This window comes from Streptomyces sp. NPDC093018 (assembly GCF_040684035.1).
Lineage (GTDB): Bacteria > Actinomycetota > Actinomycetes > Streptomycetales > Streptomycetaceae > Streptomyces > Streptomyces murinus.
Genome location: NZ_JBFBFF010000001.1, coordinates 568026 through 584199 on the forward strand (window position 1 = coordinate 568026; position 16174 = coordinate 584199).

Genomic DNA, 16174 nt, shown 5'->3' on the forward strand with positions numbered 1-16174 from the left:
TGACCAGGGGCAGCCAGGGTTGTGTATGCACCCCGACTGCCCCTGCGGCGGGCGCCGACACCTGCGCCTTCAGCGCAGCGGGCCCAGGAACACCGTGGCCAGCGGCGGCAGCGTGAGCCGCAGCCCGCCGTCGGCCGGCTTCAGCGCCCCCGGCGCGCCGACCGGGATGCCGCCGCCCCCGTAGCCGATGTCGTCGGTGTTCAGCAGCTCCCGCCAGGCCGGGACCTCCGCCGGGACGGCCAGCCGGTAGTCCTCGCGGACCACGGGCGAGAAGTTCGACACCGCGAGCAGCGGGGTGCCGTCGGCGGCGTGGCGCAGGAACGCGAAGACGTTGTCCTCCGCCGCGTCGCACAGCACCCAGCGAAAGCCGTCCGGGTCGGTGTCCCGCTGCCACAGCGCGGGCGTCGCCCGGTACAGCGCGTTCAGATCCCGCACCAGCGCCTTGACGCCCCGGTGGTCACCGGCGGAGTGGTAGTCGTCCGCGAGCAGCCACCACTCGGGACCCTGCTGCTCCGCCCACTCGGCGCCCTGCGCGAACTCCTGTCCCATGAACAGCAGTTGCTTGCCCGGGTGGGCCCACATGAAGCCCAGATAGGCGCGGTGGTTGGCCCGCCGCTGCCACCAGTCGCCCGGCATCTTCGACACCAGCGCCTGCTTGCCGTGCACCACCTCGTCGTGCGAGATGGGCAGCACGTAGTTCTCGCTGTAGGCGTACACCATCGAGAAGGTCATCTCGTTGTGGTGGTACTTGCGGTGCACGGGCTCCTTCTGGATGTACTGGAGCGAGTCGTGCATCCAGCCCATGTTCCACTTCAGCCCGAACCCGAGCCCGCCACTGTCGGTCGGCCGGGTCACCCCGTCCCAGGCGGTGGACTCCTCGGCGATGGTCACCACCCCCGGGCAGCGCCGGTAGACGGTGGCGTTCATCTCCTGGAGGAACGCCACCGCGTCCAGGTCCTCGCGCCCGCCGAACACATTCGGCTCCCACTGCCCGGAGTCCCGGGAGTAGTCGAGGTAGAGCATGGAGGCGACCGCGTCCACCCGCAGCCCGTCGATGTGGAACTCCTCGCACCAGTAGACGGCGTTGGCGACAAGGAAGTTGCGCACCTCGATACGGCCGTAGTCGAACTCGTACGTCCCCCAGTCGGGGTGCTCGGCGCGCTTCGCGTTCCCGGGCTCGTACAGCGGATCCCCGTCGAACCGGGCCAGCGCCCAGTCGTCCTTGGGGAAGTGCGCCGGCACCCAGTCCATGATCACGCCGATGCCCGCCCGGTGCAGCGCGTCCACCAGGTACTTGAAGTCGTCCGGCGAGCCGAGCCGGGGGGTCGGCGCGTAGTACGAGGTGACCTGGTAGCCCCAGGAGCCGCTGAACGGATGCCCGGCCACCGGCATGAGCTCCACATGCGTGAAGCCCATCTCCTCGACGTACGCGGGCAGTTCGTCCGCCAGTTGACGGTACGTCAACCCTGGTCGCCAGGAAGGCAGATGCACCTCGTACACGGAGAACGGCGCCTCGTGCACCGGGATGTCGCCGCGGTGCGCCATCCATCGCTCGTCGCCCCACGCGTAGTGCGAGACCGTCACCACCGAGGCGGTGTCCGGCGGCACCTCGGTGCGCCTGGCCATCGGGTCCGCCTTGAGGAACCGGTGGCCGTAGCGGGAGGTGATCTCGAACTTGTAGCGGTCGCCCTCGCCGATCCCGGGCAGGAACAGCTCCCACACCCCGGACGCGCCGAGCGAGCGCATCGGGTACTGCGTGCCGTCCCAGTACGTGAAGTCCCCGGCCACCCGCACCCCTCGGGCGTTGGGCGCCCACACCGTGAACCGGGTGCCGGCCACGCCCTCATGGGTCATCGGCTCGGCGCCGAGCGCCTGCCACAGCTGCTCGTGCCGGCCCTCGCGGATCAGATGCAGGTCCAGCTCGCCGAGGGCGGGCAGGAAGCGGTACGGGTCGTGCACCTCCCGCTCTTCCTCGTCGTACGTCACCAGCAGCGTGTACGGCGGGATCTCGGGGTAGGGCAGCACGGCCGCGAACAGCCCGCCGCCCTCGGAGACGAGCGGGTTGGCCATCCCGTCGACCAGGACGCTCACCGCCCGCGCGTTCGGGCGCAGCGCCCGGAACAGGGTGCCGCCGGGCACCGGGTGGGCGCCCAGCAGGGCGTGCGGATCGTGGTGCGCCCCGGCCAGCAGCCGGTCGCGCTCGGCGGGGTCCAGTGCGGTGGCCGCGGCCTGCCCCGGGCCCGCGGTCTCGGGCGGCGACGTGTCGCGCAGTGCCATGCCCTCAGCCTCCCCACACCGCGAGCCGCTTGATCGCCGCCATCGGTACCGGCAGCCAGTCCGGCCGGTGTCTCGCCTCGTACAGCACCTCGTACACCGCCCTGTCCGTCTCGTGCGCGCGCAGCAGCGCGTGCTTCTTGCGTGGATCCCAGCCCGCGCGGGCCGCGTAGCCCGCGCAGAACGCCTCCCGGCAGCGGCGCGCCCACTCGGGTCGCCAGGGGCGGCGCTGCCGGGCCGCGTAGTCGAAGGAGCGCAGCATCCCCGCCACGTCCCGCACCGGGGACTGCGGGGCCCGCCGCTCGGTCAGCGGCCGGGACGGCTCGCCCTCGAAGTCGATGACGAACCAGTCGCGGCCGGCCCGCAGCACCTGTCCGAGGTGCAGATCGCCGTGGATGCGCTGGGCGGGCGGCCCGGTGTCGCAGGTGGCGAGCGCCCCGAACGCGGCCCGCAGCCCGGGCACGAAGGGCTTGAGCCCCGGCACGGCGTGCGCGGCGGCCTCCAGGCGCGCGCACATGGCGTCGGCGGTACGGCCGTTCTCGCCGGGCCCGGCCGACGGGAACGCCTCGGCCAGCGCGAGGTGCACCTCGGCCATGGCGCGGCCCAGCTCGCGGGCCTCGGCGGTGAAGTCGTCGCCCGCGGCGAGCGCGCCCAGCGCCAGCGTCCAGCCGTCGGTGGCGTCCGGCAGGAACGGCTGGAGCACCCCGAGTGTGGCCGGACGCGGTGCGCTGGTGGTGAACCAGGCGACCGGCGCGGGCACCCGGGTGCAACCCTGCGCGGCGAGCGCCGCCGACACCTCCAGATCGGGGTTGACGCCCGGCTGGATACGGCGGAACAGCTTGAGGATGTACGCGTCGCCGTACACCAGCGAGGTGTTGGACTGCTCGGCGTCCAGCAGCCGCGGCGGCAGGCCCCCGGGCACCGGGGCGGCGGGGTCCGCCGCGAAGCGCAGCGGGCCCGCGCTGCCCGGCCGGCGCAGCCGCTCCAGGAGCAGGCTCGCCGCGCGCGGGTCGTAGAGCGCGTCGTAGACCGCGAGTCCGGCCAGCGGGCCCGCGGTGGCCCGCCCGATGAACGCCCGCTCCAGACGCGGCGCGAGCTGCTCGCGCACCCCGAGCAGCAGCTGGTAGCAGTCGCCCGGCGGGGGAGTGCCGCCGGGGGTGGGCACCGGCGCGTGCGAGGCGTGCACCAGCAGATGCAGACACCCGGGGAACAGCTCGGTCACACTGAGCACCGACAGATCGGTCACGGGCCGGTCCTTGCCCGCGAACCAGCGCTGGCGCGGCAGCCACTCGCGCAGCAGCCCGCCGAGCGAGGCGAGAGGGCCGTCGGCTCCGGCCGCGGTTCTCGGCCGGAGGGTGATGGTCTTCGGCATGGTGACGCGTCCTTTCCTCGGCGCCGTGCGCTCAGCGGCGGCGGCCGATGCGGGATGCGACTCGGGTGAGCCGGAACCAGTAGAAGCCGTGCCCCTGGAGGGTGAGGAGGTAGGGCAGTTCACCGATGGCGGGGAAGCGCACCCCGCCGATCAGCTCCACCGGGTGGCGTCCGTCGTAGGCCCGCAGGTCCAGCTCGGTGGGCTGGGCGAAGCGGGAGAAGTTGTGGACGCACAGCACCAGGTCGTCCTCGTACTCGCGCAGGAAGGCGAGCACCGCGGGGTTGGAGGACGGGAGTTCGTCGTAGGAGCCGAGTCCGAAGGCGGGGTTCTGCTTGCGGATCTCGATCATGCGCCGGGTCCAGTGCAGCAGTGAGGACGGCGAGGACATGGCCGCTTCCACGTTGGTGACCTGGTAGCCGTAGACCGGGTCCATGATCGTGGGCAGGTACAGCCGCCCCGGATCGCACGTCGAGAAGCCCGCGTTGCGGTCGGGGGTCCACTGCATGGGGGTGCGGACGGCGTCGCGGTCGCCGAGCCAGATGTTGTCGCCCATGCCGATCTCGTCGCCGTAGTAGAGGATCGGCGAGCCGGGCAGGGACAGCAGCAGGGCGGTGAACAGCTCGATCTGGTTGCGGTCGTTGTCGAGCAGCGGCGCGAGGCGGCGGCGGATGCCGATGTTGGCGCGCATCCGGGGGTCCTTGGCGTACTCCGCCCACATGTAGTCGCGCTCTTCGTCGGTGACCATCTCCAGGGTCAGCTCGTCGTGGTTGCGCAGGAAGATCCCCCACTGGCAACCGGACGGGATGGCCGGGGTCTTGGCGAGGATCTCGGAGACGGGGTGGCGGGACTCGCGCCGCACCGCCATGAAGATGCGCGGCATGACGGGGAAGTGGAACGCCATGTGGGCCTCGTCGCCGCCGCGTTCGTAGTCGCCGAAGTAGTCGACCACGTCCTCGGGCCACTGGTTGGCCTCGGCCAGCAGCACGGTGTCCGGGTAGCCCGCGTCGATCTCCCGGCGCACCCGCTTCAGGAACTGGTGCGTGGCCGGCAGGTTCTCGCAGTTGGTGCCCTCCTGCGCGTAGAGGTAGGGGACCGCGTCGAGGCGGTAGCCGTCGATGCCGAGATCCAGCCAGAACTTCAGGGCGGCCAGGATCTCCTCCTGCACCACCGGGTTCTCGTAGTTGAGGTCCGGCTGGTGCGAGAAGAAGCGGTGGAAGTAGTACTGGCCCCGCACGGGGTCGTACGTCCAGTTGGACGCCTCCGTGTCCACGAAGATGATCCGCGCGTCCTCGTACCGCTTGTCGTCGTCGGCCCAGACGTAGTAGTCCCCGTAGGGGCCGTCGGGGTCCTTGCGCGACTCCTGGAACCACGGGTGCTGGTCGCTGGTGTGGTTCATGACGAAGTCGATGATCACGCGCATGCCGCGCTGGTGGGCCGCGTCCACGAACTCCACGAAGTCGGCGAGGTCACCGAACTCCGGCAGCACCGCGGTGTAGTCGGCGACGTCGTAACCGCCGTCCCGCAAGGGCGACTTGAAGAAGGGCGGCAGCCACAGGCAGTCCACGCCGAGCCACTGGAGATAGTCGAGCTTGGCGGTCAGGCCCTTGAGATCGCCGACGCCGTCGCCGTTGCTGTCCTGGAAGGAGCGGACCAGGACCTCGTAGAAGACGGCACGCTTGAACCACTGCGGGTCCCGGTCCCGGGCAGGGGTGTCCTCGAAGGTGTCCAGTACGGGTTCGTTCACGGTCATGACGCTGCGGGCCCTCCGTTCCGGTGCGTCGATCGCTGGACATGGAGCACATGCGCCGGCGCGCGGCCCGGCGTGAGGCGCACGAAGTTGGTCCTGCCCCAGTGGTACGCCTCGCCCGACAGCTCGTCGTGTACGGGCAGTTCGGCGTCCCAGTCCAGGCCGAGTTGCGGCATGTCCAACGAGACCGTGGCCTCCTGGGCGTGATGCGGGTCGAGATTGACGACCACGATGACCGTGTCCGTCCCCGTGCTCTTGCTGTAGGCGAGCACGGCGTCGTTGTCGGTCCGATGGAAGCGGAGGTTGCGCAGGCGCTGTAGCGCCGGGTGTGCGCGGCGGACGGCGTTCAGCCGGGTGAGGAGCGGCGCGATCGTACGGCCCTCACGCTCGGCCGACTCCCAGTCCCGGGGCCGGAGTTGGTACTTCTCGGAATCGCGGTACTCCTCGCCGTCCTGGCGCAGCGGGGTGTTCTCGCACAGTTCGTAGCCGCTGTAGATGCCCCAGGCGGGGGAGAGGGTGGCGGCGAGCACGGCACGGACCTCGAAGGCGGGACGGCCGCCGTGCTGGAGGTGGCCGGGCAGGATGTCGGGGGTGTTCGCGAAGAAGTTGGGCCGCATATAGGCGGCCGCCTCACCCGACAACTCGCCCAGGTACTCGGTGATTTCCTGCTTCGTCTCGCGCCAGGTGAAGTAGGTGTACGACTGCTGGAAGCCGATCTGCGCCAGGGCCTGCATCATGGCGGGGCGGGTGAACGCCTCCGCCAGGAAGATCACGTCCGGGTCCTTCTGGTTGATCTCGGCGATGACCCGCTCCCAGAACACCACCGGCTTGGTGTGCGGGTTGTCGACGCGGAAGATCCGCACCCCGTGGTCCATCCAGTGCCGCAGCACCCGGACCGTCTCCGCGATCAGCCCGTCCATGTCGGCGTCGAAGGCGATCGGATAGATGTCCTGGTACTTCTTCGGCGGGTTCTCCGCGTAGGCGATCGTCCCGTCCGGGCGGTGGTGGAACCACTCCGGGTACTTGTGCACCCAGGGGTGGTCCGGGGAGCACTGGAGGGCGAAGTCCAGGGCGATCTCCAGGCCCAACTTCCCTGCCTCGCCCACGAAGTGGTCGAAGTCCTCGATGGTGCCGAGATCCGGGTGGACGGCGTCGTGGCCGCCCTCGGGGGAGCCGATCGCCCAGGGCACCCCGACGTCGTCGGGACCGGCGGTGAGGGAGTTGTTCGGGCCCTTGCGGAAGGTGGCGCCGATCGGGTGGATCGGCGGCAGATAGACGACGTCGAAGCCCATCTCCGCGATCGGCTTCAGACGGCGGGCCGCCGTCCGGAACGTGCCGTGCGGCCTCTCGGCCGTCCCCTCGCTGCGCGGGAAGAACTCGTACCAGGAGCCGTACAGGGCGCGCTCCCGCTCCACGAGCAGCGGCATCGGGTCCGAGGCGGTGACCAACTCCCGCAGCGGGTAACGGTCCAGGACCTCCCGGACCCGGGGGGAGAGCGCGGGCCTGAAGCGCTCGTGGACCGAGAGGGAGTCGTCGCCGAGGGCGCGGGCGGCGGCGGCCACCAGCTCGCGCTCCGGGCCCCTGGGCACCCCGGCGGCGGCGCGCTCGTACAGCTCGGCGCCCTCCTCCAGGACCAGCCCGGTGTCGATCCCGGCCGGCACCTTCACCGAGGCGGTGTGCCGCCAGGTCGCCAGCGGATGACTCCACGCCTCCACCCGGAAGGTCCAGCGGCCCGTCAGGTCCGGGGTGATCTCGGCGCCCCACACATCGCTGCCGGGAGACACCTCGCGCATCGGGGTCCAGGGGCCGCGCCGGCCCCTGGGATCGCGCAGGACCACATTGGCACCGACGGCATCGTGCCCCTCCCGGAACACGGTCGCGGTGACCTGGAAGGTCTCCCCGGTCACCGCCTTCGCCGGGCGCCTGCCGCACTCCACGGCCGGCCGGACGTCACGTACCGGTACACGGCCGATGGCCGGGGTCCTGCGCATGTAATCACCTCCGCCGTGCGCGAAGCCGGGCACCGGCCCGGCTTCGCGATCCGAGAGCGGGGCCGGCCCCTGCCGGTCCCCGAAGGGAACGCCTTGTACGGTGCCAGCTCAGGAGCTCGGCGCCGTGGAACGCCGCTCCGAAGCCGGCGCCCTTCGCACCGAACGGCGCGACATCGGCCGTCCGTCCTGCTCGCGCAGATAGCCGACCTGACTCGTGCGCAGATACCGCTCCGCCGCGTCCGCCGCCTCGCGGGCACAGCGTTTGCCCATCAGAACGCACAAGGTGTACCCCGAGTCCTCGAACGTGGCCCGGACCGTGCGGTCGTACGGCGAGGCGAGCATCACGCGCTCCCACGCCCGGTAACGCCGCAACTGCCGGGCCACTTCGGCCTTGGCGGGTAGCAGCATGGCCCTGTTCACCCTCCACGCTCTCGACTGGGCGCGTTCCCGACGGTCGGGTGGCGTCCGCGCAGGGGTGGGCACGGCACCGTTACGGCGATCGAGGCTTTCACTCATGGTGCACGCGCGTGGACGCAGCGTCTTGTTGGAGCTTCAACCACTTGGAACGGTGTGTGCTCGTGTTGCACGAATGGCGTAGCGCCCGCACCGTTGGAGATGACTCAGAAGCGATCACCGCTCACGCTGTGTGTCCGGGATCCCTCCCGGACAGGGCGAGGGGAGCGAGAGCTTCGCCGGTGAGGAGCAAGCGACGATGAAGACCGCAGTGCCCTGCTACTACCACCTCGACGTGGAAGTCAGCCCGGACCGGGTGGGACAGGTCAGCCGCATCCTGGCCGCCCACCTCCGCCACTGGGACCTCGACAATCTCGTGGCCCCCGTCTGCCGCGGCGCCGAACTGCTGCTGCGGGCGATCGACCAGCACGGCCGCGACAAGCACACCTCCATCGAGATGTGGTGGAACGGCCAGCACCTCATCACCGCCTTCGGTGACGAGGACCCCGAACTGCGCCCGGACCAGGATCTGCGCGCCTGCCTCGCGGACATCGCCGCCATGAGCGACGGCTGGGGCTGCTGCGCCGCCGAGACCGGAGCCAAGATCATCTGGTTCTCGCAGCGCGCCCGCGCCGGCGAACGGGTGCCACTGGTGCCGCTGCCGCCGGAGCCGTTCCTGAGCACCGGCCTGAAGGAGCCGCGGCGGCATCAGGTGGCCGTCCTGGCCGCGCCCGCACCCGCCGGTGACAGCCTGGAGGGCAGCCGGTGAGCGCCCGCACCACCAGGAAAGGGCTGCCCGTCTGGAGCGGGCAGCCCTACCCGTTGGGCGCCTCCTTCGACGGAGCGGGCACCAACTTCGCGCTGTTCAGCGAGGTCGCCGAGCGGGTCGACCTGATCCTCGTGGACGACACCGGCAAGGAGACCTCCGTCCGGCTGCACGAGGTCGACGGCTTCGTCTGGCACGCCTACCTGCCCGGCGTCGCGCCCGGTCAGCGCTACGGCTACCGGGTGCACGGCCCCTGGCAGCCCTCGCTCGGCCACCGCTGCAACCCGCGGAAGCTGCTGCTCGACCCGTACGCGCGCGCCGTGGACGGCCAGATCGACAACCACGCCTCCCTGTACGAGCGTTCACCGGACGGCCCGGCCCCCGCCGACAGCGCCGGGCACTCCATGCTGGGCGTGGTCACCGACCCGTACTTCGACTGGGGCGACGACCGGCCGCCGCGCACCGCGTACGCGGACTCCGTGATCTACGAGGCCCATGTGCGCGGACTGACCCGCACCCATCCGGACGTCCCCGAACGGCTGCGCGGCAGCTACGCGGGGCTCGCCCATCCCGCCGTCATCGAGCATCTGACCGCGCTCGGGGTGACGGCGGTCGAGCTGATGCCGGTGCACCAGTTCGTCCAGGACGGGGTGCTCCAGGACCGGGGCCTGTCCAACTACTGGGGCTACAACACCATCGGCTTCTTCGCGCCGCACAACTCCTACGCCGCCTTCGGCACCCGGGGCCAGCAGGTCAACGAGTTCAAGGCCATGGTGAAGGCGCTGCACGCGGCCGGCCTCGAAGTCATCCTCGACGTGGTCTACAACCACACCGCCGAGGGCAGCGAGTTCGGCCCCACCCTGTCCTTCCGGGGCATCGACAACGCCTCCTACTACCGTCTGGTGGACGGGGACTGGGCGCATTACTACGACACCACGGGCACCGGCAACAGCCTGCTGATGCGGCACCCGTACGTACTCCAGCTGATCATGGACTCGCTGCGCTACTGGGTCACCGAGATGCATGTCGACGGCTTCCGCTTCGACCTCGCGGCCACCCTGGCCCGGCAGTTCCACGAGGTGGACCGGCTCTCCGCGTTCTTCGACCTGATCCAGCAGGACCCGGTGATCAGCCGCGTCAAGCTGATCGCCGAGCCCTGGGACGTGGGGGAGGGCGGCTACCAGGTCGGCAACTTCCCGCCGCTGTGGTCGGAGTGGAACGGCAGATACCGGGACGCCGTACGGGACTTCTGGCGTGCCGAGCCCGGCTCGCTGGGCGAGTTCGCGTCCCGGCTGACCGGCTCCTCCGACCTGTACCAGCACAGCAGGCGCCGGCCGCGGGCGAGCGTCAACTTCGTCACCGCGCACGACGGGTTCACACTGCGGGACCTGGTGTCGTACAACGACAAGCACAACGAGGCCAACGGGGAGGACAACCGGGACGGGGAGAGCCACAACCGGTCCTGGAACTGCGGGGCGGAGGGCGACAGCACCGATCCCGCCGTGCTCGAACTGCGCGGGCGCCAGCAGCGCAACCTCCTTGCCACCCTGCTGCTCTCGCAGGGCATCCCCATGCTCTGCCACGGGGACGAGCTCGGGCGCACCCAGCGCGGCAACAACAACGCGTACTGCCAGGACAACGAGATCTCCTGGGTGGACTGGGAACTCGACCACGAGCAGCGGAACCTGGCGGACTTCACCCGCAGCCTCATCGCGCTGCGCGCCGCGCACCCCGTGCTGCGCCGGCGCCGCTTCTTCCGCGGCGAGACCGCGACGAACGCCACGCAGCCGCTGCCGGACCTCATGTGGCTGCGGCCCGACGCCCGCGAGATGTCCGGGCGGGACTGGCAGCGCGACGACGCGCACTCCGTCGGCGTCTTCCTCAACGGCGACGCGATCGCCGAACGCGACCCGTACGGCAGGAGGTTGACCGACGACTCCTTCCTGCTCCTGCTCAACGGGTACTGGGAGCCGGTGGACTTCCGGCTGCCCGACGAGACGTTCGGGGAGCGCTGGACGACACTCGTCGACACCGCGGACGCGGAGGGCGTCCCGGACGAGCGCGAGCGGAAGGCGGGAACGCGGCTGCGGGTTGAGGCCAGGAGCCTCATCCTGCTGACCCGTCCCTCGCGGGCGGCGGATCAGGGAAGCTGAAGCTCAGCGCACGCGCCGCGACATCACCGTGAACTGGGCGCCGTCGGCGTCCCGGAGGATCGCCTCCGCGTCGTTCTCCTTCAGGACGCTGCCCCCGTGCTTCTCCGCCGCCCGGGCGCAGCCGGTTACGTCCGCCACCGCGAAGTGGACCTGCCAGTGCGGCCGTACGGAGGGGTCCGGGGCGGCCTCCACCGCGCCCGAGTCGATCCGGGCCACCGCGTCCCCCTGGCTGCGCAGCACGACCTCGTCGCCGTCGTACTCGACCTCGCAGCACCCCGGCTTCCCCGACGCCCAGTCGAGGATCTCGCCGTAGAACATCGCGGAGTCGAAGGCGTTGCGGGTGTGCAGCCGGATGAACGTGGGTGCCGCCCGCCGCCATGCCTCCCAGTTGGAGACCAGCTCGCCCTGCCAGATCCCGAACGTCGCCCCGTCGCGGTCGGCGAGCAGCGCGGCCCGGCCGGGCGGGAAGGAGAGCGGTCCGACCGCCGCCGTACCGCCCCGCTCCCGGGCCCGCGCCACCGCGACATCCGCGTCCGGCACCGCGAAGTACGGCGTCCAGGCCACCGCCATCTGCCACATCGAGGCCACCGCGGCGATCCCGGCGACCGGCACCCCGTCCGCCAGCGCGACCCGGAAGTGCTCACCGAGCTTCGCGCCCCGCCAGCGCCAGCCCAGCACGGCCGTGTAGAAGTCCTGGGTGGCCTGGAGGTCGCGGCTGGTCAGGCTCACCCAGCACGGCGCGCCGAAGACGGAGTGCGTGGAGAGGACCGCACGCGTGCGCGGCCCGTGCCCGGTGCCGTTCGCTCCGTCGCTGACAGGGGTTTCTCGGTTCATGTTCGGTAACGTCCTGCTCTCGGGGCCGGGGGTCACCGCTCTGGCTCCAGTGTCCAACCGGAAGCGGGTGCGGCGCCTGTCGAGTACCCCCGGTGGCAGGGGGGCAGGCCGCTGCGCAGGATGGGGGGATGGGAGAGAGCGAGCCGGAGCGGATCGCCGCGCTGCAGGCCGAGATCGACCAGCTGAAGCAGGCCATGGCCTCGCACGCCGTCGTGGACCAGGCGATCGGCATGGTGGTGGCCCTCGGCCGGGTCACCCCGGAACAGGGCTGGCAGGTGCTGCGGGACGTCTCCCAGCACACCAACATCAGGCTGCGCAACGTCGCCGAGCTGGTCCTCATCTGGGGCCGTCGCGGCGAGCTGCCGCCCGAGATCAGCGCGGAGCTTGAGGAGGCCCTGGACCGGTACGGACCCGCCCAGGTCCCCGGTCGCGAGCCGGAGCCCGCCCGGGACCGGCCGGGCTCCGGCTGAAGCTGGATCTCACCGCGTCTCCGCCAGCAGTTCCTCCCGCAGCCGGTCGAAGCACCCGCTGAGCAGCCGCGACACATGCATCTGCGAGATCCCCAGCTGCTGTGCGATCCGGTTCTGTGTCATCCCCCGGAAGAACCGCAGGTAGAGAATGGTCCGCTCGCGTTCCGGCAGCGCCGCGAGGCAGGGCTTGACGGCCGCCCGGTCCACCACGAGGTCGTACCCGGGGTCGGGGCCGCCCAGCGAGTCCCCGAGGGCGTAGCCGTCGGTGCCCGCCACCTCGGCGTCAAGGGACAGCGCGGAGAAGCACTCCAGTGCCTCCATCCCGGTGCGCACCTCGTCCTCGTCGAGCCGGGTGTACTCGGCTATCTCGGCCACCGTGGGCGGCCGGCCCGGCGTGGTCTGGGACAGCTCCTTGACGGCCGTACGGACCCGGTTGCGCAGATCCTGGACCCGGCGGGGCACATGCAGCGTCCACATGTGGTCCCGGAAGTGCCGCTTGATCTCACCGGTGATGGTGGGCACCGCGTACGCCTCGAAGGCACGGCCGCGCTCGGGGTCGTAGTGGTCGACGGCCTTCACCAGACCCAGCGCGGCCACCTGGTACAGGTCCTCCAGGGACTCCCCACGGCCGCGGAACCGTACGGCGATCCGCTCGGCCATGGGCAGCCACAGCCGTACCAGTTCGTCCCGCAGCGCCCGGCGCTCGGGGCCGTCGGGCAGCTCCGCGAGCCGCGCGAAGGACCGGCCCGTGTCGGGCGCGTCGTCATGAGGATGGGGGTGGGATCTGGGCTTGGTGCTGGTGCTGCCAGTGACACGCATCGCGCGCACCTCTCTCGCCGGTGCCGGTTGGACAGACACCGTGGGAGAAGCGCGCGCTCGGTCACGGGAAAGGACTCGGGGGCGGCAGGCCGCGCTGGGGCCGGCTCCCACGGAAGTGCCTCCTGTCCGAAGCACATATGTGCGTTTTCCCGCTCTCGGACATCACAAAACAATTCACCTGATAACCGGAAAAACGGTATGGCGGTCTTGACCGCATCTTGGGGCTGCCCGAGGGGTGATAGCTCTGTAGCAGAGGTAATCTTCAGACGTGGAAGACGAAGCGATACGCCGGCCCGGCGGCGACGCGCCGCCCGGGGCGCCCGAGACCTTCCCGGCGGAGCTGACCGACGCGCTCGTCGGCATCCAGCGGCTGATCCGGCGCCGGCTGCGGGGCGGCCTGACCGGGCCCCGGCTGCGCGGTGCCGAGGTGGAGCTGCTGCGGCTGGTCGAGTCCCGCCCGGGAATCGGTGTCTCGGAGGCGGCCAAGGAACTGCACCTGGCGAGCAATTCCGTCTCGACGCTGGTCAATCAGCTCGTGCGGGACGAGTACCTGGTCCGGGAGACCGACCCGGCCGACCGGCGGGCCGCGCGGCTGCGGCTGACCGGGGCCGCCGAGAAGCGCCTGGAGGACTGGCACCGCCGCCGTGCCGAGCTGGTCGGCGGCCGTCTGGCCCGCCTCGACGGCGCCGACCACGACGCCCTGCGCGCGGCCCTCCCGGCCCTGCGCAGGCTCGCCGACCTGCTGCACGAGGACCCCGAGGCGGACGAGGACCCGGCGGCGCCCGTGAGCGCGCCGGCCGGGGCGGGAGCCGCCCCCGGGGGACCCTGGACGGAGGGCACGCCATCATGACGACCGACCCGGCGGACACGTCCGCCACCCAGGCCGCGACAGCCACCGCCACGGACGGGGCGGCCGCCGCCCGCGCCGAGGCCGTCAGCTGCACCGGGCTCAGCTACGCCTTCGGCGAGACCAAGGCCGTGGACGACCTCGACCTCGGCGTCCACGAGGGCGAGGTCTTCGGGCTGCTCGGACCGAACGGCGCCGGCAAGACCACCGCCATCCGCTGCATCACCACCCTGCTTCCGGTCCCCGCCGGCATGGTCCGCGTCTTCGGGCACGACGCCGCCAAGGAGCGCATGGGAGTGCGCCGCATGCTCGGCTACGTCCCGCAGCAGCTGTCCGCCGACGGCGGGCTCACCGGGCGCGAGAACGTCGCCCTGTTCGCCCGGGTGTTCGACGTGCCGCGCCGGGAACGCGCCGCACGCGTCGACCTGGCGCTCTCCGCCGTCGACCTCTCCGACGCCGCCGGACGGCTCGCAGGCACCTACTCCGGCGGCATGATCCGCCGCCTCGAACTCGCCCAGGCCCTGGTCAGTGCCCCCCGGCTACTGATCCTGGACGAGCCGACCATCGGCCTCGACCCGATCGCCCGCACCGGCGTGTGGGAGCACATCAACGCCGTACGCGAGGCGACCGGCATGACCGTCCTCGTCACCACCCACTACATGGACGAGGCCGACCAGTACTGCGACCGGGTCGGCCTGATGCACCGCGGCCGTATCCGCGCGCTCGGCACCCCGGAGGAACTGCGCCGGGGCCTCGCCGAACGCAAGGGCACCGACACCCTGCCCACGCTGGAGGACGTCTTCCGCGACATCGCCGGCAGTGGCCTCGACGACAACACCGGAGGAGGTTTCCGTGAAGTCCGAAGCACCCGCCGCACCGCACGCCGCGTCGGCTGACCGCACCCTCGGCAAGGACACCGCGCTGCTGCTCACCCCTCCGGTGCCGCGCGCCGGCTGGCGGCTGCTGCCCGCCCGGGTGCTCGCCATGTGCACCGTGGAGCTCCAGAAGCTGCGCCATGACCGCACCGAGCTGTACACCCGCGCCGTCCAGCCCGCCCTGTGGCTGCTGATCTTCGGTCAGACCTTCACCCGGATCCGGGCGATACCCACCGGCGGGATCCCGTACATCGACTACATGGCGCCCGGCATCATCGCCCAGTCCGCCATGTTCATCGCGATCTTCTACGGCATCCAGATCATCTGGGAGCGGGACGCGGGCATCCTGAACAAGCTGCTCGTCACCCCGACCCCGCGCTCGGCGCTGATCACCGGCAAGGCGTTCGCGGCCGGGGTGAAGTCGCTGGTGCAGGCGATCGTCGTGATCGTGATCGCGGCGCTGCTCGGTGTCGCCCTCACCTGGAACCCGCTGAAGCTGCTCGGTGTCGCCCTCGCGGTGATCCTCGCCTCGGTGTTCTTCTCCTGCCTCTCGATGACCATCGCGGGCATCGTGCTCAGCCGCGACCGGCTGATGGGATTCGGGCAGGCGATCACCATGCCGCTCTTCTTCGGCTCCAACGCCCTGTACCCCGTCTCCGTGATGCCGGGCTGGCTCCAGGCCGTCAGCAAGGTCAACCCGCTGAGCTATCAGGTCGACGCGCTGCGCGGGCTGCTGCTCGGCACGCCCTCGCATCTCGGCGCCGACTTCGGGGTGCTGGCGATCGCCGCCGCGCTCGGCATCACCGCGGCCTCCTCACTGCTCGGCCGGCTGGCCCGGTGATCTTGCCGGGAACGTGATGTGCGGCACGCACCGTGGCCCGCCCGAACCGGGCTCGGGGGGATTCTTCCTGGGCAGCGCTTGATCAACGATCAAAGCGGGCGAACCCCCTGGCCACGGTGCATTCCGCTCATTTGACAGTGCGCTGAGCCCACAGATAGACACTCGGGGGTCGAGAGGGGCACTGTGTACGAGCCGAACGTGGTCGGTGACTGGCAGGAGTACGAGGAGCATGCCGGTCTGCGGGTCCGCGTCCACCGCCTGGAGGCCGCCGAACCCCCGCGCGGACGCGACGACGCCGCGGCCGGTCTGACGTACTTCAGTGTCCGGGTGACGATCGAGAACCGCGGCACACGGCACTTCGGTATCCACCTGGAGGACGGCCAACTCGACGTCCGGGTCGGACCGGACGGCGAGGGCGCCTTCATCGACTGGCGCAACTCGCAGTTCATCGAGGGCTTCGACGTCTATCCGCTGCGCCGGGCCACCGCCGTGCTCTACGCCGCCGCCCCCGAGGCCGCGCTCACCCATGTGGACATCCAGGTGCAGCTGCGGGTGGACGAGGAGTGGACCGAGCGCCGGCTGTGGGCGGGCGGCACCGGCGTCCAGGAGGCCACCGCGCCGACCGCCCCCATGGGCTCCGCACAGGGCGACCTCGCCCACCAGGTCAGCGCCTTCCTCAAGGAGCAGACGGAGCCCGGCACCGCCTGAGCCCCGGCCGCCCCCCGGCCCCGC

At 71.3% G+C, this 16174-nt stretch carries 14 protein-coding genes; 7 read left to right on the plus strand and 7 right to left on the minus strand.

Translation table 11 applies throughout. The annotated features are described in order from the left end of the window. Positions 1–69: 69 nt before the first annotated feature. From glgB to AB0N90_RS02430, 5 genes are all read right to left on the minus strand, one after another. Positions 70–2277, minus strand: coding sequence for a 1,4-alpha-glucan branching enzyme (gene glgB / locus AB0N90_RS02410; protein WP_365192385.1), 2208 nt, complete (start codon positions 2275–2277; stop codon positions 70–72). A 4-nt stretch (positions 2278–2281) separates the two neighbouring features. Next, positions 2282–3646, minus strand: a complete 1365-nt coding sequence (locus tag AB0N90_RS02415) for a maltokinase (RefSeq protein ID WP_365192387.1) — start codon at positions 3644–3646, stop codon at positions 2282–2284. Between the two features lie 31 nt (positions 3647–3677). Further along, on the minus strand, positions 3678–5396 hold the full coding sequence (gene treS, locus AB0N90_RS02420; protein WP_361670295.1) for a maltose alpha-D-glucosyltransferase: 1719 nt from the start codon (positions 5394–5396) through the stop codon (positions 3678–3680). Then, positions 5393–7384 (minus strand): alpha-1,4-glucan--maltose-1-phosphate maltosyltransferase, encoded by a 1992-nt coding sequence (locus AB0N90_RS02425; RefSeq protein WP_365192389.1) that lies wholly within the window; start codon positions 7382–7384, stop codon positions 5393–5395. The genes treS and AB0N90_RS02425 overlap by 4 nt, the downstream gene beginning before the upstream one ends. A gap of 108 nt (positions 7385–7492) precedes the next feature. Continuing rightward, a complete protein-coding gene (locus AB0N90_RS02430; protein WP_361682977.1) occupies positions 7493–7792 on the minus strand; it encodes a DUF5133 domain-containing protein in 300 nt (99 codons plus the stop codon). A 304-nt stretch (positions 7793–8096) separates the two neighbouring features. Here AB0N90_RS02430 and AB0N90_RS02435 point away from each other — a divergent pair, with 304 nt between their 5' ends. Continuing rightward, positions 8097–8606, plus strand: coding sequence for a pep a2 (locus AB0N90_RS02435; protein WP_365192391.1), 510 nt, complete (start codon positions 8097–8099; stop codon positions 8604–8606). Continuing rightward, positions 8603–10756: a glycogen debranching protein GlgX gene (gene glgX, locus AB0N90_RS02440; protein WP_365192392.1), complete on the plus strand. Its 2154-nt coding sequence runs from the start codon at positions 8603–8605 to the stop codon at positions 10754–10756. The genes AB0N90_RS02435 and glgX overlap by 4 nt, the downstream gene beginning before the upstream one ends. A gap of 3 nt (positions 10757–10759) precedes the next feature. On the opposite strand, the gene AB0N90_RS02445 is transcribed toward glgX, so the two are convergent. Beyond that, positions 10760–11590 carry a VOC family protein gene (locus AB0N90_RS02445; RefSeq protein WP_361682983.1) on the minus strand — a complete coding sequence of 277 codons (831 nt, stop codon included), beginning with the start codon at positions 11588–11590 and terminating at the stop codon, positions 10760–10762. A gap of 128 nt (positions 11591–11718) precedes the next feature. Here AB0N90_RS02445 and AB0N90_RS02450 point away from each other — a divergent pair, with 128 nt between their 5' ends. After that, the gene (locus AB0N90_RS02450) at positions 11719–12060 is read left to right on the plus strand and encodes an ANTAR domain-containing protein (protein ID WP_365192394.1); all 342 of its coding nucleotides are present in this window, start codon (positions 11719–11721) and stop codon (positions 12058–12060) included. A gap of 9 nt (positions 12061–12069) precedes the next feature. Here the strand turns inward: AB0N90_RS02450 and AB0N90_RS02455 are convergent, their stop codons facing one another. After that, positions 12070–12879, minus strand: coding sequence for an RNA polymerase sigma factor SigF (locus AB0N90_RS02455; RefSeq protein ID WP_365192395.1), 810 nt, complete (start codon positions 12877–12879; stop codon positions 12070–12072). 283 nt (positions 12880–13162) lie between these two features. Between AB0N90_RS02455 and AB0N90_RS02460 the strand changes: the two genes are divergently transcribed. The 4 genes from AB0N90_RS02460 to AB0N90_RS02475 all read left to right on the plus strand — a co-directional run bounded on the left by AB0N90_RS02460 (position 13163) and on the right by AB0N90_RS02475 (position 16150). Continuing rightward, the gene (locus AB0N90_RS02460; protein WP_365192792.1) at positions 13163–13729 is read left to right on the plus strand and encodes a MarR family transcriptional regulator; all 567 of its coding nucleotides are present in this window, start codon (positions 13163–13165) and stop codon (positions 13727–13729) included. Continuing rightward, on the plus strand, positions 13726–14622 hold the full coding sequence (locus AB0N90_RS02465) for an ATP-binding cassette domain-containing protein (protein WP_365192397.1): 897 nt from the start codon (positions 13726–13728) through the stop codon (positions 14620–14622). Before AB0N90_RS02460 ends, AB0N90_RS02465 begins: the two co-directional genes overlap by 4 nt. Positions 14623–14647: 25 nt before the next feature. Further along, on the plus strand, positions 14648–15442 hold the full coding sequence (locus AB0N90_RS02470) for an ABC transporter permease (protein ID WP_107437019.1): 795 nt from the start codon (positions 14648–14650) through the stop codon (positions 15440–15442). Between the two features lie 183 nt (positions 15443–15625). Next, complete coding sequence (locus tag AB0N90_RS02475; protein WP_361682991.1) at positions 15626–16150, plus strand: hypothetical protein; 525 nt, start codon at positions 15626–15628, stop codon at positions 16148–16150. The last annotated feature ends 24 nt before the right edge of the window (positions 16151–16174 follow it).

Excerpts from the sequence above, each read along its gene's own strand:
- glgB (WP_365192385.1), bottom strand. The coding sequence starts at position 2,277 with ATGGCACTGCGCGACACGTCGCCGCCCGAGACCGCGGGCCCGGGGCAG.
- AB0N90_RS02415 (WP_365192387.1), bottom strand. The coding sequence starts at position 3,646 with ATGCCGAAGACCATCACCCTCCGGCCGAGAACCGCGGCCGGAGCCGAC.
- treS (WP_361670295.1), bottom strand. The coding sequence starts at position 5,396 with ATGACCGTGAACGAACCCGTACTGGACACCTTCGAGGACACCCCTGCC.
- AB0N90_RS02425 (WP_365192389.1), bottom strand. The coding sequence starts at position 7,384 with ATGCGCAGGACCCCGGCCATCGGCCGTGTACCGGTACGTGACGTCCGG.
- AB0N90_RS02430 (WP_361682977.1), bottom strand. The coding sequence starts at position 7,792 with ATGCTGCTACCCGCCAAGGCCGAAGTGGCCCGGCAGTTGCGGCGTTAC.
- AB0N90_RS02435 (WP_365192391.1), top strand. The coding sequence starts at position 8,097 with ATGAAGACCGCAGTGCCCTGCTACTACCACCTCGACGTGGAAGTCAGC.
- AB0N90_RS02445 (WP_361682983.1), bottom strand. The coding sequence starts at position 11,590 with ATGAACCGAGAAACCCCTGTCAGCGACGGAGCGAACGGCACCGGGCAC.
- AB0N90_RS02450 (WP_365192394.1), top strand. The coding sequence starts at position 11,719 with ATGGGAGAGAGCGAGCCGGAGCGGATCGCCGCGCTGCAGGCCGAGATC.
- AB0N90_RS02455 (WP_365192395.1), bottom strand. The coding sequence starts at position 12,879 with ATGCGTGTCACTGGCAGCACCAGCACCAAGCCCAGATCCCACCCCCAT.
- AB0N90_RS02465 (WP_365192397.1), top strand. The coding sequence starts at position 13,726 with ATGACGACCGACCCGGCGGACACGTCCGCCACCCAGGCCGCGACAGCC.